The following is a 12486-nucleotide window of genomic DNA, read 5'->3' on the forward strand; positions in this document are numbered from 1 at the left end:
CGTGCGGCGTGGCAGGCACAAACCCACAACCCAGCATCGACGAGGAAGAGATCTGAAATGCCTGACCGGACTATCACCACCGCTAGCGGATCGACCGTGACTCTCACCGACCGCGACGGCGACCTCATTGTGCTGCTCGACCACCCCGATGCCCCGGCCGACATGCGGCCGACCGAGGCGGGGCGAGTCATCGACGGTGGATTCCAGCCCGCGCCTTTCGCGGCTTGGGGACTCCGGCCGTCCGGGCTGCGTGCAATCGCCGACCTCATCGAGGGCGTGCGATGACCGACAACCATACGGCCATTCACGTCGACGCCCCGAAAGTCGTGCTGTACAGCAAGCCGGGCTGCGGCCAGTGTTTCGCTACCTCGAAAGCGCTGCTGGCTCGGGGAATCCCGTTCGTGAAACGTGATGTGAGCACCGACGAGAACGCTGCTGAACGTGTGCGGAACCTGGGCTATCAGTCCCTGCCGGTCATCGTCGCGGGCGACATGCACTGGTCCGGGTTCCAGCTCACCAAGATCGATCAGGTCGCCGCCGCGCTGCGGAACTGGACTCCGAGCGCACCTGTGGAGGAGGCCGACCATGCCTGACCGAGACGCCATCCTATTGAGAAGCGCGAAGGCTCGAATCGCCGAGCTAGACACCGTAGTTGGCCGATTGAGCCGAGAGCTCGACGTTGCCCAGGCCCGCGTCGCCGAGCTGGAGCAGCAAGCCAAGAAACGCATCCGATCCGTGCAGGTCGAATACGCCTTCGACCTGTGGATGGCCCTGGGCTGCCCCACCAACGCCTTCTACGGCTACCTCGAGCGCAACGGGATCGCCGACACGTGGGCGAATCTGCTCGCCGTCGTCCGAGACACCTTCCGTCCGAAGTGCGGCCAGCCGACCGATGGCGGCCCATGCGTCCTGAGCGAGCACGAGATCGGGCCGTGCTACTCCCGCGAGGACGTTGGCGTATCGGAGTCTGTGCCACACGCCGCCCGCATCGCCGAGCTGGAGGCGCGGCAAGAGCCGCTCGGGTACGCCGTCGCGGTCTACCCAGGTGCCAACCTTCCCCCGTTGATCGAAGACGTGCACCCGACCCTTGAGAGCGCCGAGGGAGAGGCCGCCGAGCTGCGAAAGATTGACAGTTTCACCGTCGATCGCCGCGTCTACGAGCTGCGGGAGGTGATCGACCGTGGCTGAACGTGATCCGTGGGATTTCCTGTGGCACTTGATCAATGACCGGCTGGCCCGCGAGTACCCCGTCTATGACGCCGCCGCTATCGCCGACGACATCCTCAACGCTGGCTGGCGTCCACCCGCCCGCGTCATCGAGACCGCTGAGGAGTTGGACGCGCTGCCGATCGGCACGATCGTTGTCGATGCGTTCGCGGCCTCCTGCACCCGCGTACACGACGACCCCCTCTGGAAGTGGGTTCGTGCGACGAGCGCCGTTCCCTGGGGGCGGCACTTCCACCCGCCCCGCCTGCCCGTGACCGTCCTGTGGGAGCCGGAGGTGGACCATGCCTGAACGCATCCAACGCAAACGCACTGCTGGGTGGCGGTCACCCGAAGGTGCCGTGTACGTGGGCCGCCCGACGAAGTGGGGCAACCCATTCACGCTCGGTGGCTCGAACGGGCTCGCGTGCGTGCCCGGCGCGGTCACCGGTGCCGACTGGGAGTACGAGGACCGGATCTCCGCTGCGGGGATGCGTCACGACTACTTCCATGGCGGCGACCGTGTCACCCGTTGCGAGATCAGCAATCTGACCCGCGGCGAGGCGGTCGCCCTGTACCGAGAGGTCCTCACCGGCGACGTTGTGCACCTGCGCGACGCCCGATGGATCCGGATCGGGCACCACGACCAGCCCGTCACGATCGAGGACGTCCGCGCCGAGCTGGCCGGCCGCGACCTCGTCTGCTGGTGCCCGCTCGAATATGCCAATGGCAACCGCGTGCCCTGTCACGCCGACGTGCTCCTGGAGATCGCCAACGCTGAGCCGGAGGTGAGCGGTCGTGGCTGAACCTCTTGTGAGCATGGTCGGCCCCGTCGTGGCTGGCATGTGGGGATACGTCGGCTGGCGTGCCATCGGCGAATCGATCCGCACCGAACTCGATGCCCGGGAGGTGAGCGGGCGATGAAGGTCACCGCAATCACTCTGGACGACAACGAAGTACCGGCCACGGCCACAGTCGTCCTCACCCGTGAGGAAATGCAGTTCATCGCCAAATTCACCGGGCTGCAGAGCCACCGGGCTGCGGAGGAGTGGCTCCCCGGTCATGGTGATGCCTGCGCAGGGATCTTCGTCGGTCTCACCCGGACGGTGTTCAACCCGTTCTGGGATGACGGCCTGGACGGGGCTATTGCCCGGGCGGAGGTGAGCGACCGATGAGCGCCGCGATGAAGTCCATGCGCGGGTACTTCGTGCTGGTTCGGGGTCTCGAATCGAAGAACGAGTGGGAGGCCGCCTACACCCTCGTATTCACCAACAAGAAGAAGGCAATGCGCGAGCTGGCTCGGTGCCGCCGCGACACCAACCACGAGTACCGCCTGGGCGTCGTGACGTGGGAGGCGAGCGCCTGATGCCTGAGTTGATTTCTCACCAGCGCCCTCGGGCGCGCAAGGCCCATCAGTGCATGATGTGCGCCCGCCGCATTGACCCCGGCGAGATCTACATGCGCCAGTTCGGCAGGGACGGTGGGGACGTCTGGACGTGGAAAGAGTGCCTGCACTGCACTGCCGCGACGAAAATCCTCGGACTCTGGCAACTGCGTGATGGGTACGAAGAAGGCATCGGCCCTATCGATTTCGAAGAGTACGAGCCGGACACGGCCGAGCAGTTCCGTCTGATCGCTGGCTGGCGCGCGCAATGGCGACACGAAGACGGATCGCGGTGGGACGTGCCCGAGGTGTCGAGTGACTGACTCCCACCGCCTCACCGAAGTCCGGCCCGTCGGCGGCAGCTACATCGCGTACTGCCTGTGCGGGCACCACGAGTCCCACAACGACCGCGCCAAAGCCGCCGCCACCCTCTACCTCCACGTCATCAACAGTGGCCGGCCCGAATGCCCCACACCGCATAAAACCCAGTACCCCAACCGGATCCACGCCGAAAACGCGATCTGGCACTTCGTCGCCAAACCCGGAACCGGTCGGCGCCCTGTGCGCGCCTACGAGTGCCCGTGCGGGAAGCACTGGCACACCTCCAAGCAGCCGACGCATGAAAGGAGAGTCGCCTGATGGCCACCACTGAGACCGTGCCCTATGTCGAGAGCATCGAACACCTCGACCCTGAGATCCCGTGTTCGAACGAGAAGCACGGCGAAGCGCGGCCGACCGCTAGCTGGTGGTACAACCAGCATGGATGCTTTGAAGCCTGCTACTGCGATCTGTGCGTCGAGCGGCTTCGCGCCAGGTGCGAGCAGCACCTGGGATCGGGTGGCCAGCGCTTCCTTGAATGCGACATCTGCCAAACCGGGTTTACATCGGTCGAAGATCTCTTCACGGCGGTGCCACTGTGACCGCCGCCGAACTCCCCGAGCTTCCAGAGCCGCTGTGCGGCAGCCTGGTCCACCTCTTCGGGCCGTGCGGTCCGGCGCCGAAAGCGGATTACTGGGCGAACTGGCACGACTGCTCAGAGAACTTCACCTGCGCCGCATGCCTCCAACTCGTGCAGGCCGAGTTCGAACGGAAAGCCGCAGGCAACACCGTCACGTGCCCCAAGTGCCGGCGCGAGTTCAGCACCTTCAACGACTTCGTGAAATGGCAGCAACTATGACCAGCTACGACACCGTGATCGGACTCGATCTGTCGCTCACCGCGACCGGCATCGCTGTCTCTACGCCGGGGCTGGCGCCGTGGTGTGGCGTCATCGAATCCAGTGGCAAGAAGGGTGATTCATGGGCGACGCGATATAAGCGGCTCGGGGCCATCACCTACCGCATCATGCCCGTCATCCCGGAATGCGCACTCGTCGTTGTCGAAGCGCCGTCCTACGGATCGGTCACCGGATCCCAGCACGACCGGTCCGGACTGTGGTGGATGATGTACGACCTCCTCGCTGGCACCACCCGCACCGTGCTGCCAGTCGAACCAACCATCCGCGCCAAATACGCGACCGGTAAAGGCAACGCAGGCAAAGACGCCGTGCTCGCTGCCGCGGTACGCCGCTACCCGCACATCGACATCAACGACAACAACGAAGCCGACGCCGTGATCCTCATGGCCATCGGCTGCCGCATCATCGGCGCGCCGATCGACGATCCCCTGCCCGCCGCGAACCTCGCCGCGCTGGACAAGCTGTCGCTCCCGAAAGGCATCAACCATGCCGCCTGACAATCACGACTACGAAGCCGAAAACCGCGAAGCCCGCAACAACCTGACCGAAGTCGAAAAAGACGCCGTCCGTGACTCGTTCGCCCTCCTTCGCGCAGCGCAGGACGATGACGAATCCGGTGCACGTGTTATCGCGGAGAACGCCCGGCCGGTAGCGACCCTGACCTGCCTCGCCGCGCTGACGGTATCGATCGCGAAGTTCGCAGGCTTCGACATCGACGACTTCATCGAATGGGGTTTCGGCAGCATCAACGAAGTTGAGGACGCCGCATGACCAACCATCGAATGACAAGCTGGCACATCGGCAGATCATGGTCCGGCACCCAGCTCGAGGACACCTGCCCATGCCCGAAAGCCCCGTGTGGGCTCGTCGACGACATGAACGTCGACCCGGACTGCGGCCAGCACCCGTACAGCCGATCCAAGACCATCCGGCAATCGCACCCAGCCGACGAATGCCCAGGCGAGCGAATCCAGGCCCCGGCGGCATGACCAGCCAGAAAGAAGTCCGCGACCTCCTCCGGCGCGCGCAATCCGTCGGCTGGGAATACGTCGGCCGGTCCGGACGCAACCACCACCGCCTCCGATGGCCGGCCACAGGACAAGTCCTGTCTGTGCCCTCCAGTCCGAGCTTCCCCGTCTTCAACGCCGAATCAGACCTCGCCCGCATCTCCGGCCCCTTGAAACCCAGGACCGGAAAACGCAAGCACCCCAACCGAATCAAAGAGAAGAAATGAGCGAAACCAATGGCTGACCTGTTGAAGGTGGCAGTCGTCATCTGGGAAGACTCGAATTTCGACACCGATATCGACGTGTTCCTCGACGCTGACCAAGCCGTTGCATATGCGCGTGAAAAGGCCCGCAAGTACGGCCGGCACGGCGACCTCGACGAAACCCTCACACCCGCCATGGTCGAAGAGGGCTGGCTGTACCGCGGTCGCTACTCCTGCGAAGGCGACAACATCCGCGTCGTCACCCGAAAGGTCAAGGAATGAACCCGCACAGCACAAGCGAATTCGCCGCGATCCGCGACTACTACGACAACCACAGCATGGCCGACGAGATCGCCAACAACTACCTGTGGCCCGTCGACCCGACCAGCAGCAACCCCCACAGCAGCCCCCGCAACGCGCTCATCGCGGCGCACAACACAGTGCTCCTCGGCCAGGTCGGATCCGGGCTGCATGGCGTCACCACCGGCGGCGACGACCGCGACGAGATGGGCGTCTGCATCGAGCCACCCAGCATGACCATCCCGGTCACCACGAACGGCCAGGCGCTGTTCGAGCAGTACATCTACCGCAGTCAGCCCGAAGGCGTACGGTCCGGCGCCGGCGACCTCGACCTCACCGTGTACAGCCTGCGGAAGTGGTCGGCCTTGGCTGCACAGGGCAACCCGACCGTTTTGCTGCTGGCCTTCATCCCGGAGCAGGAGATCGTCATCGACAGCGACATCGGCGCCGACCTTCAATCCCGCCGGCATATGTGGCTGTCACGGGAAGTAGCGCACCGGTTCGCCGGTTACCTCGTCAGCCAGCGTGACCAGCTGCTCGGCGTCAAGTCGAAGAAGCACACCAACCGGCCAGAGCTGGTCGAACAGTACGGATTCGATTCAAAATTCGCCTACCACATGGTCCGGCTCGGTCTCCAGGGTGTGGAGTTGCTGACCACTGGCCGCATCACCCTGCCTATCCCGGAGCCCGACCGTACCTGGCTTCAAGAGCTGCGCCGCGGCGAGCACACCAAGGACGAGGCGCTCGACCGTGCCGCGCATCTGCTCGCCGAGCTCGATCACCTTGCCGTGCATGCGGACCTTCCCGAGCACCCGGACCGCGCGGCCATCAATCGGTGGCTGACCGACGCCTACCAGCAGTGGTGGGAGACCAACAACCTCTTGGGGGGATCCAATGGATGACGTCACTCCGTATCAGGCCCGCTTGTTCAAGGCCGTCCTGTTCGGCGAACGCCATGCCCGTATGCGCGCGAATCGAGCGGTAGTGCGCCTGTGGAGGTCTCGCCGCTTGTGGCAGTCCCGCGCGCTCGGCAGCGAATCCGAGCTCGGGGTGATCCGCAAGCGCCGAGACACCAACCGTGACAAGCGCTTGGCGCAGTCCCGTCTGCTCGACCACGTGTGGAGGTCCCGCCGCGGCTGGCAGGCGGAAGCACTGGAGAGCGCCCGCCGCCTGAAACTGATCGAAGACCTGTGCTTGGCGGAGCAGGCGAAGCGTCAGTCCCCAGTAGTGCCGATCAGCAGCGACATCGTGCTGTACGCCTGCGACCCATCGTTCTTCTCGAAGCCGGACGGTTGGGACGAACGGATCGCGCTGATTCAACGCGCATCCAAACGCGGCGGGCCAGAAGAACTTTCAGTGTGACCGATCAAGCCTAGGAGAATCGAATGGGCCACAGCCCGAGCGCTGACCTGTATTGGGGTTACGACCTCGGCGGCATGACAGACCACGAATCGTGGGAGTCCCTCGCCCCGCAATGGTGGCAGCAAGCCGAGAACGCCGGCGAAACCGCCGACTGGAAAGAAGAGCTCGCGCGCCGTTTGGGGTGGGAGCACATGACGATGCCAGCCGATCACCCCAATCGATCGGACCACCAAGACCTGTCATTCGTCGACTGGCGAGTCTTCGTTACCGAGTATGAACGGAACTCGGAGGCGTACCAGGTCTACGCCGCTAACCGGAATCACCGTGCCACGTTGCTTGCGAGCGTGCCCGTCGAGCTGGATCAGTACGGCTACTCCGAAGGTGATCCGACGTGGGCGGTACGCGTGAAAGCGTCCGTGCAGCGCGTCAGCGATTGGGGATCGATCCAGCTGGCGCCGCTCGAGTTAGCGCCAGAGTGGTCGGAGCATCTCGCGCGGTTCATCGAGGTTCTTGAACTGCAGGTTCCCGATGGTGGGCCTGCTTGGCACCTGAATTGCTCGTACGGATAGTTCAGCAACTCAAAGCGCGGCAACGTTATTGCGTTGTCGCGCTTTCTGGTTTGACTCCGTCGATACTCTCTGATCAACATCGGCAAGGAGTCGGCAAATGACGTTGAGCGGCGAAAGCAACGACTTCAGCGAACAGCGTGATCACCTGTTCCGCAACGTTATTCGAACGAAGACGGTCTTCTCCGATGACTTCAACTCGGAGGACGAACCTGATGAACCGGATTGCAATTAGCTGCGCCCTCGCGGTGGTGGTGGCGTGGTTTCTGGGCGCGCCGGCGCTCCTTCGCTGGCTCACCGCCGGCGGTGAAGGAATCGACGATGCGTAGCCGCTCCCAGATGCAGCACATCCACTGTGTTTCCCACGGATGCGAAATGTGGTCAGGGCCGCCACTCGTCGATTCCGACATTCGCGCCCTGATGAACGTTCATGCGTTGCAGCACTTCAACCGGCCGATCACACCCGCCGACCTCGGATTCGGCGACAACACAGGGAGCGCAGAATGAGCTTCGTCGACATCGTGACATTACTGTTGGCCATCGCGATCCTGGCGTGCAGCGGACTCACGGTCTACTACCTCCGACGCGCTGACCGAGCGCGGAACGCACCGAAAAGCATCGCCACGCCGTCGATCTCGCTGAACGCGTCCGTTGACGAAGTTGCCAAGATCGCCGCCAAGATCGAGAAGACACGGAGAGAGGCACACATTGCACGCTGACCGCACGATTTACGCCTACGACACCGAATTCGTTGAGAACGGCATGACGATCGAGCTGATCTCCATCGGCATCGTCGGCCAGGATGGGCGCGAATACTACGCGGTCAACTCGGAGGCACCCTGGGACGCCATCCGCAACGATAACTGGCTCTGCAGTCACGTCGTATCCACGCTGCCGCTGATCGGCGGCCAGCCTCTTAAGCCCTCCACGCTTACAGGCTTCCGGTGGTCCTTCGTCATCGACAAGACGTCGACCCTCGTGAAACCCAAGTGGGTGATTGCAAACGAGGTGCGCGAATTCCTGACCGGCTCAGCGCAACCTGAACTGTGGGCCGACCATTCGGCCTACGACCACGTCGCCCTCTGCCAACTCTGGGGATCCATGATCCACCTTCCCGCTGGCATACCGATGTGGACCCACGACCTTCAGCAGGCACTCGAACTCACACCCGAGTTTGTGCCGCCCGAGCAGACCGAAGGCCAACACAACGCGCTCGAAGACGCACGACACGTGATGCGCGTCCTGAAGGCGCGAGAGGTGTACCTCCACGGATGACCGAAGCGACAAGCGAACTACTCGCCGGCGCCCAGGCCGCTCTCGCAGATGCCGTGCACGCGCTCATCGGACTGCGCCCCGACACGATCGAACGTGACCACGGCCCGGAGCGCATCGTCCGCGGCAGCCTCTACACCGAACTCCTCGAAGCCCGACACGGCGAACGGATCGAGGACACGTTCATCCGGCCCGCTCCGGCATCGACCGCGCCCGGCTGGACGGACGCGATCTCGCTTGTCATCCGGATCGATCAACGCGTAGCAGTGTGGTGGCCCGAAATCCCCGCCGAGCCAGCGTCTCTCCCGCTCACAGCGCGTCGGCTGTATGCGCTTGTCGACTACAAGTGGCGGCCGCAGGACGTGGGGGAGTTGCGGCGGATGGAGCGTGAGGTCCTGGCGTGGGTAGAGCGTGCCCGCGTGCTGCTGCCGACCGAGGTGACGCACATGTGGGAGCTGCGGGCTGCCTGCCCAGCGTGTGGCGAGACGATGATCCATGCTGATGATGGGTCGGGGGAGCAGGTGCGGCGGTATGTGTTGCAGGCTGACCGGTCCTCAGCGCGCTGTATTTCGTGCGAGACAACCTGGGCGCCAGAGCATTTCGCGATGCTGGCTCAGCTGATCGGCGCCGGTCTGCCCGAAGGTGTGTTGGAGTAGGAACGCGCGAGTTGCATGCATTGCATCTAGTAGTGTAGAGTGCACTCAGCATCGAATCCCGGTGCGAAGCGGACGGATACTTCACTTCCAATGAAACCCGCCGTCCGCGACCTGACCTCGGGATACAACTTCACAGGGCGCTGGTCCGATAGAAGTGGGTTACTTCGCATGAGGAGCGCGTAGAGCGGGTTCAACTCCCGCCACCCAGCCGAAACGCTGGGTGTGGTGTACCGGGCACACGTACAACGTCACCTACTTCGCCCTTGATGTCAGCGCCTCCTGTGATGCCTCCCAAGGCAACCCGGGACGATCCGGGAGAACTTCAGAACGGGTGCTGGTCCGAAGGCGTGGGTTACTTCTTTGGATGAAACTCCCAGCTACAAACTGGGAGCCGCGGTTCGAACCCGCAAATACCTACCTCAATTTGATGTCAGCACCCTAATCTGACTGCCTCCCAACACAAGCCAGGAACCAGTTGGGAGGCATTTTTTGCGTTCGCCGCGACTCTCCTTCTCGCTAGAGACATCAATTGCTGAGGTGCGTGAGCAATGCGACATAGATCCAGAAACTGAGTGCTGGAACTGGAAACGCGCTCACGATCGGACCGGCTACGGACGAGTTCGGATCGGAAATCGAGTGTGGTCAGTACCGCGTCTTGTCCTCTACATCAAGACGGGGGAGTTACTGGATGTCGCACGACATGCGTGTGACAACCCGCCGTGCTGCAACCCAAGCCATCTGGACTGGGGCAGTCAAGCGGACAACGTCCAGGACATGATCTCTCGGGGAAAGCCGCCTGGCGCGCCCGTGCATGGAGATCAGCACGGCCAGGCGAAACTCACCGAAAAGCAGGTCTACCTGATTCGGCGGAAGCGGTCGGCTGGCTACTCGGCGAAATCCCTTGCTGATGAGTTCGCTGTGTCCAGGAGCACGGTCTATGCCATTGCGGCGCGCACGTTGTGGGCGCATCTTCCGGAAGAAGTCGAGGTAGCAGCATGAGCCGTTTCAACACCACCCGCACGCGCGCAGCGAACGTCGCGGTCGGCCCGATAAAGACAAAGGCCAGCAAGCAGATCAAAACCCACGAAGGTGGAGATGGCGCCCGCCGAGACGCCCGCAGCGAACTCTTCCTGCTCGCGGTCGCAAATATGGTGGGCGAGGCGACCACCTACGAGGACGCGCTCACGCGAGATGACCGCTACCGCACCCTGATCCGCAAGATGGCCGTCAAGGATGGCGAATGGACGCGCGGACTGCTGTGGTGGCTGCGAGGTCCTGAAGCGAACCTGCGCTCGGCATCTCTGGTCGGAGCGGCCGAGTACGTGAAAGCGCGCATCGACGCCGGAATCCACGGCGGCAACCGGGAAGTCATCCGGTCTGTGCTGCAGCGTGCCGACGAACCGGGGGAGATGCTCGCGTACTGGACCTCGAACTACGGGCGCCGACTGCCCAAGCCTGTGATCCGCGGTGTGGCTGATGCGGTGCAGCGCCTGTACAGCGAGTACGCGATGCTGAAGTACGACACTGCTAGCCACGGTTGGCGATTCGCCGATGTCATCGACCTCGTCCACCCGTTCTCGAACGACAAGCAGCAGGGCGATCTGTACGAGCATGCCCTCGACCGCCGCCACAACCGCGCCAAAGATATCCCCGCGTCGCTGCTGATGGTGCGCGACAACGCTGCCCTGCGCGCGTTGGGCCCGAAGCGGGCTGAGGAGTTCCTGTTCGGTGTCCACGACCTCCACGGCAGCGCGGCTGATGCTCTCAACGCGGCGGGCATGACGTGGGAGGCGCTGCCGTCACTGCTCGGTGGCGCGTGGACGGCGAAGCGGTGGGAGGCGATCATCCCGTCGATGGGCTACATGGCCCTCCTACGTAACCTCCGGAACTTCGACGAAGCGAAGGTGTCAAACGCGCTCGCCGCTGCGGTAGCAGCCAAGCTTGCCGACCCGGCCGAGGTTGCGAAGAGCCGTCAGTTGCCTATGCGCTATTTGTCGGCCTATAACGCGGCGCCGTCGTTGCGGTGGGCGTGGGCGCTGGAGCAGGCGCTCGATGCGTCGCTTGCGAACATCTCTGCCTTGCACGGCCGTACGTTGATCATGATCGACACCAGCGGCTCGATGGACGAGACGTTCTCGAAGGACGGCACTCTCCAACGGTGGGACGCGGCAACCGTATTCGGTCTCGCTGTCGCGCGCCGCGCCGCAAACGCTGACGTCGTGTCCTACTCGGCCGCGTTCCGCGGGTACGCGCCCGGCCCGAAGGGATACGGGTACTACGACATTCCGCTGTCGAAGACCTTTCCCACGAAGGACGGCGAATCACTGCTCAAGGCTGTCGAGCGGTGGAAGGCAGGCGGCTACTTCCTCGGCGGCGGCACCGACACGGCTGGTGCTCTGCGCGCACACTTCAACGGCCACGACCGCGTCATCATCCTGACCGATGAGCAGACGCACGCGACTGGCAACGTGGGCCGCGCACTGCCCGAGAAGACACCGCTGTACACGTGGAACCTCGCGGGCTACAAGGCAGGCCACACGGCGAGCGGACCGTACCGGCACACAATCGGCGGCCTCAGCGACGCGAGCTTCAAGCTGATTCCGCTGCTCGAAGCCGGACACGACGGTGCCTGGCCGTGGTTGCTCGGTGAGCAGGCCGCCGCGTAATGCTGTCCGGACATATCCGAAAGGACCGCCAGCGCCGCCTGGATGAGCAGGTTGGCGATGAGGTCGAGTTCAAGCTCCATGACGGTGACCCGGGGCCGAACCTTGACCAGAATCTGCTGTTCGGGACGGGAATGCCTCAGTCGTACCAGTTCTCGGAAGGCGGGGACGTCGTATGGCATTTTTCGCACCTCGATCCCGCGCCACCGCGCCGTGTTCCTGTTCCTCGGCGATGGTGGCAACTGCGGCGACGCTACACCGAGGTCCACCAGAACCCGACAGTCGTGATCGAGGCCGTGACCCTGTGGTCAGACGGCAAGCCGCTCATGCCAGTGCCGACCGAGCCACATGGCCGGCACACCATGCTGGCGGGCAGCACGTTCTATTTGACTCCGAATGGGAAGCCAACGATCTGGTGACCAGCATCTTCATCTGTTGTAGCCGCCGCACGATGGCTTGGTGCATCGCTGACAACCTCGCGCACGCGGCTTACGAGGTCCGGCTGGTGCTGCGTCGCCGTACCGGCTGGCGGTGGGTGTGTCCGACCGTGCCGCAGCCGATCTCGTGGATCTGCAACAAGCACGACCAAGCGATTATGGGGGAGTGGCCCGATGATACGGAGTAGTCGCCGCC

The 12486-nt window shown here is 63.7% G+C and carries 26 protein-coding genes; all 26 read left to right on the plus strand.

Translation table 11 applies throughout. From position 1 onward, the window contains the following. The first annotated feature begins 96 nt into the window (after positions 1–96). A complete protein-coding gene (locus ACFXN1_RS02515; RefSeq protein WP_379463472.1) occupies positions 97–285 on the plus strand; it encodes a hypothetical protein in 189 nt (62 codons plus the stop codon). After that, positions 282–593, plus strand: a complete 312-nt coding sequence (locus ACFXN1_RS02520) for a glutaredoxin family protein (protein WP_379436180.1) — start codon at positions 282–284, stop codon at positions 591–593. Before ACFXN1_RS02515 ends, ACFXN1_RS02520 begins: the two co-directional genes overlap by 4 nt. Continuing rightward, on the plus strand, positions 586–1188 hold the full coding sequence (locus ACFXN1_RS02525; protein WP_379436179.1) for a hypothetical protein: 603 nt from the start codon (positions 586–588) through the stop codon (positions 1186–1188). Before ACFXN1_RS02520 ends, ACFXN1_RS02525 begins: the two co-directional genes overlap by 8 nt. Continuing rightward, entirely contained in the window at positions 1181–1516 is a 336-nt protein-coding gene (locus tag ACFXN1_RS02530) for a hypothetical protein (protein ID WP_379436177.1), read from the plus strand. Before ACFXN1_RS02525 ends, ACFXN1_RS02530 begins: the two co-directional genes overlap by 8 nt. Continuing rightward, positions 1509–2009, plus strand: coding sequence for a DUF4326 domain-containing protein (locus ACFXN1_RS02535; protein ID WP_379436176.1), 501 nt, complete (start codon positions 1509–1511; stop codon positions 2007–2009). The genes ACFXN1_RS02530 and ACFXN1_RS02535 overlap by 8 nt, the downstream gene beginning before the upstream one ends. Next, positions 2002–2127 (plus strand): hypothetical protein, encoded by a 126-nt coding sequence (locus tag ACFXN1_RS02540; RefSeq protein WP_379436174.1) that lies wholly within the window; start codon positions 2002–2004, stop codon positions 2125–2127. The genes ACFXN1_RS02535 and ACFXN1_RS02540 overlap by 8 nt, the downstream gene beginning before the upstream one ends. Then, positions 2124–2378, plus strand: coding sequence for a hypothetical protein (locus tag ACFXN1_RS02545; RefSeq protein ID WP_379436172.1), 255 nt, complete (start codon positions 2124–2126; stop codon positions 2376–2378). Before ACFXN1_RS02540 ends, ACFXN1_RS02545 begins: the two co-directional genes overlap by 4 nt. Continuing rightward, positions 2375–2569 (plus strand): hypothetical protein, encoded by a 195-nt coding sequence (locus ACFXN1_RS02550; RefSeq protein WP_379436170.1) that lies wholly within the window; start codon positions 2375–2377, stop codon positions 2567–2569. Before ACFXN1_RS02545 ends, ACFXN1_RS02550 begins: the two co-directional genes overlap by 4 nt. Then, positions 2569–2910, plus strand: coding sequence for a hypothetical protein (locus ACFXN1_RS02555; RefSeq protein ID WP_379436169.1), 342 nt, complete (start codon positions 2569–2571; stop codon positions 2908–2910). Before ACFXN1_RS02550 ends, ACFXN1_RS02555 begins: the two co-directional genes overlap by 1 nt. Continuing rightward, positions 2903–3226 (plus strand): hypothetical protein, encoded by a 324-nt coding sequence (locus ACFXN1_RS02560; protein ID WP_379436167.1) that lies wholly within the window; start codon positions 2903–2905, stop codon positions 3224–3226. The genes ACFXN1_RS02555 and ACFXN1_RS02560 overlap by 8 nt, the downstream gene beginning before the upstream one ends. Continuing rightward, positions 3226–3507 carry a hypothetical protein gene (locus tag ACFXN1_RS02565; protein WP_379436165.1) on the plus strand — a complete coding sequence of 94 codons (282 nt, stop codon included), beginning with the start codon at positions 3226–3228 and terminating at the stop codon, positions 3505–3507. Before ACFXN1_RS02560 ends, ACFXN1_RS02565 begins: the two co-directional genes overlap by 1 nt. Next, positions 3504–3764, plus strand: coding sequence for a hypothetical protein (locus ACFXN1_RS02570; protein WP_379436164.1), 261 nt, complete (start codon positions 3504–3506; stop codon positions 3762–3764). The genes ACFXN1_RS02565 and ACFXN1_RS02570 overlap by 4 nt, the downstream gene beginning before the upstream one ends. After that, positions 3749–4321: a hypothetical protein gene (locus ACFXN1_RS02575; protein ID WP_379436162.1), complete on the plus strand. Its 573-nt coding sequence runs from the start codon at positions 3749–3751 to the stop codon at positions 4319–4321. The genes ACFXN1_RS02570 and ACFXN1_RS02575 overlap by 16 nt, the downstream gene beginning before the upstream one ends. Beyond that, complete coding sequence (locus tag ACFXN1_RS02580) at positions 4311–4595, plus strand: hypothetical protein (RefSeq protein WP_379436160.1); 285 nt, start codon at positions 4311–4313, stop codon at positions 4593–4595. The genes ACFXN1_RS02575 and ACFXN1_RS02580 overlap by 11 nt, the downstream gene beginning before the upstream one ends. After that, positions 4592–4813, plus strand: a complete 222-nt coding sequence (locus ACFXN1_RS02585; RefSeq protein ID WP_379436159.1) for a hypothetical protein — start codon at positions 4592–4594, stop codon at positions 4811–4813. The genes ACFXN1_RS02580 and ACFXN1_RS02585 overlap by 4 nt, the downstream gene beginning before the upstream one ends. 254 nt (positions 4814–5067) lie before the next feature. Then, entirely contained in the window at positions 5068–5316 is a 249-nt protein-coding gene (locus tag ACFXN1_RS02590) for a hypothetical protein (RefSeq protein WP_379436157.1), read from the plus strand. Beyond that, positions 5313–6236: a DNA polymerase beta superfamily protein gene (locus tag ACFXN1_RS02595; protein WP_379436156.1), complete on the plus strand. Its 924-nt coding sequence runs from the start codon at positions 5313–5315 to the stop codon at positions 6234–6236. Before ACFXN1_RS02590 ends, ACFXN1_RS02595 begins: the two co-directional genes overlap by 4 nt. Beyond that, a complete protein-coding gene (locus ACFXN1_RS02600) occupies positions 6229–6696 on the plus strand; it encodes a hypothetical protein (RefSeq protein ID WP_379436154.1) in 468 nt (155 codons plus the stop codon). The genes ACFXN1_RS02595 and ACFXN1_RS02600 overlap by 8 nt, the downstream gene beginning before the upstream one ends. Before the next feature lie 23 nt (positions 6697–6719). Then, a complete protein-coding gene (locus tag ACFXN1_RS02605; RefSeq protein ID WP_379436152.1) occupies positions 6720–7265 on the plus strand; it encodes a hypothetical protein in 546 nt (181 codons plus the stop codon). Positions 7266–7362: 97 nt separating this feature from the next. Then, positions 7363–7497, plus strand: a complete 135-nt coding sequence (locus ACFXN1_RS02610) for a hypothetical protein (protein WP_379436151.1) — start codon at positions 7363–7365, stop codon at positions 7495–7497. 268 nt (positions 7498–7765) lie between these two features. Next, complete coding sequence (locus tag ACFXN1_RS02615; protein ID WP_379400318.1) at positions 7766–7981, plus strand: hypothetical protein; 216 nt, start codon at positions 7766–7768, stop codon at positions 7979–7981. Positions 7982–8024: 43 nt separating this feature from the next. Continuing rightward, entirely contained in the window at positions 8025–8537 is a 513-nt protein-coding gene (locus tag ACFXN1_RS02620; protein WP_379436149.1) for a hypothetical protein, read from the plus strand. Further along, positions 8534–9190, plus strand: coding sequence for a hypothetical protein (locus ACFXN1_RS02625; protein ID WP_379436148.1), 657 nt, complete (start codon positions 8534–8536; stop codon positions 9188–9190). Before ACFXN1_RS02620 ends, ACFXN1_RS02625 begins: the two co-directional genes overlap by 4 nt. A 774-nt stretch (positions 9191–9964) precedes the next feature. Beyond that, entirely contained in the window at positions 9965–10189 is a 225-nt protein-coding gene (locus ACFXN1_RS02630; RefSeq protein ID WP_379436146.1) for a helix-turn-helix domain-containing protein, read from the plus strand. Next, positions 10186–11856, plus strand: a complete 1671-nt coding sequence (locus ACFXN1_RS02635; RefSeq protein WP_379436145.1) for a TROVE domain-containing protein — start codon at positions 10186–10188, stop codon at positions 11854–11856. Before ACFXN1_RS02630 ends, ACFXN1_RS02635 begins: the two co-directional genes overlap by 4 nt. Beyond that, positions 11856–12272 carry a hypothetical protein gene (locus ACFXN1_RS02640; RefSeq protein ID WP_379436143.1) on the plus strand — a complete coding sequence of 139 codons (417 nt, stop codon included), beginning with the start codon at positions 11856–11858 and terminating at the stop codon, positions 12270–12272. The genes ACFXN1_RS02635 and ACFXN1_RS02640 overlap by 1 nt, the downstream gene beginning before the upstream one ends. Positions 12273–12486 lie beyond the last annotated feature (214 nt).

Source organism: Nocardia sp. NPDC059154, assembly GCF_042755705.1.
Taxonomy (GTDB): domain Bacteria; phylum Actinomycetota; class Actinomycetes; order Mycobacteriales; family Mycobacteriaceae; genus Nocardia.

Excerpts from the sequence above, each read along its gene's own strand:
- ACFXN1_RS02520 (WP_379436180.1), top strand. The coding sequence starts at position 282 with ATGACCGACAACCATACGGCCATTCACGTCGACGCCCCGAAAGTCGTG.
- ACFXN1_RS02525 (WP_379436179.1), top strand. The coding sequence starts at position 586 with ATGCCTGACCGAGACGCCATCCTATTGAGAAGCGCGAAGGCTCGAATC.
- ACFXN1_RS02535 (WP_379436176.1), top strand. The coding sequence starts at position 1,509 with ATGCCTGAACGCATCCAACGCAAACGCACTGCTGGGTGGCGGTCACCC.
- ACFXN1_RS02545 (WP_379436172.1), top strand. The coding sequence starts at position 2,124 with ATGAAGGTCACCGCAATCACTCTGGACGACAACGAAGTACCGGCCACG.
- ACFXN1_RS02550 (WP_379436170.1), top strand. The coding sequence starts at position 2,375 with ATGAGCGCCGCGATGAAGTCCATGCGCGGGTACTTCGTGCTGGTTCGG.
- ACFXN1_RS02555 (WP_379436169.1), top strand. The coding sequence starts at position 2,569 with ATGCCTGAGTTGATTTCTCACCAGCGCCCTCGGGCGCGCAAGGCCCAT.
- ACFXN1_RS02565 (WP_379436165.1), top strand. The coding sequence starts at position 3,226 with ATGGCCACCACTGAGACCGTGCCCTATGTCGAGAGCATCGAACACCTC.
- ACFXN1_RS02575 (WP_379436162.1), top strand. The coding sequence starts at position 3,749 with ATGGCAGCAACTATGACCAGCTACGACACCGTGATCGGACTCGATCTG.
- ACFXN1_RS02580 (WP_379436160.1), top strand. The coding sequence starts at position 4,311 with ATGCCGCCTGACAATCACGACTACGAAGCCGAAAACCGCGAAGCCCGC.
- ACFXN1_RS02585 (WP_379436159.1), top strand. The coding sequence starts at position 4,592 with ATGACCAACCATCGAATGACAAGCTGGCACATCGGCAGATCATGGTCC.
- ACFXN1_RS02590 (WP_379436157.1), top strand. The coding sequence starts at position 5,068 with ATGGCTGACCTGTTGAAGGTGGCAGTCGTCATCTGGGAAGACTCGAAT.
- ACFXN1_RS02595 (WP_379436156.1), top strand. The coding sequence starts at position 5,313 with ATGAACCCGCACAGCACAAGCGAATTCGCCGCGATCCGCGACTACTAC.
- ACFXN1_RS02600 (WP_379436154.1), top strand. The coding sequence starts at position 6,229 with ATGGATGACGTCACTCCGTATCAGGCCCGCTTGTTCAAGGCCGTCCTG.
- ACFXN1_RS02605 (WP_379436152.1), top strand. The coding sequence starts at position 6,720 with ATGGGCCACAGCCCGAGCGCTGACCTGTATTGGGGTTACGACCTCGGC.
- ACFXN1_RS02610 (WP_379436151.1), top strand. The coding sequence starts at position 7,363 with ATGACGTTGAGCGGCGAAAGCAACGACTTCAGCGAACAGCGTGATCAC.
- ACFXN1_RS02615 (WP_379400318.1), top strand. The coding sequence starts at position 7,766 with ATGAGCTTCGTCGACATCGTGACATTACTGTTGGCCATCGCGATCCTG.
- ACFXN1_RS02620 (WP_379436149.1), top strand. The coding sequence starts at position 8,025 with ATGACGATCGAGCTGATCTCCATCGGCATCGTCGGCCAGGATGGGCGC.
- ACFXN1_RS02625 (WP_379436148.1), top strand. The coding sequence starts at position 8,534 with ATGACCGAAGCGACAAGCGAACTACTCGCCGGCGCCCAGGCCGCTCTC.
- ACFXN1_RS02630 (WP_379436146.1), top strand. The coding sequence starts at position 9,965 with ATGATCTCTCGGGGAAAGCCGCCTGGCGCGCCCGTGCATGGAGATCAG.
- ACFXN1_RS02635 (WP_379436145.1), top strand. The coding sequence starts at position 10,186 with ATGAGCCGTTTCAACACCACCCGCACGCGCGCAGCGAACGTCGCGGTC.
- ACFXN1_RS02640 (WP_379436143.1), top strand. The coding sequence starts at position 11,856 with ATGCTGTCCGGACATATCCGAAAGGACCGCCAGCGCCGCCTGGATGAG.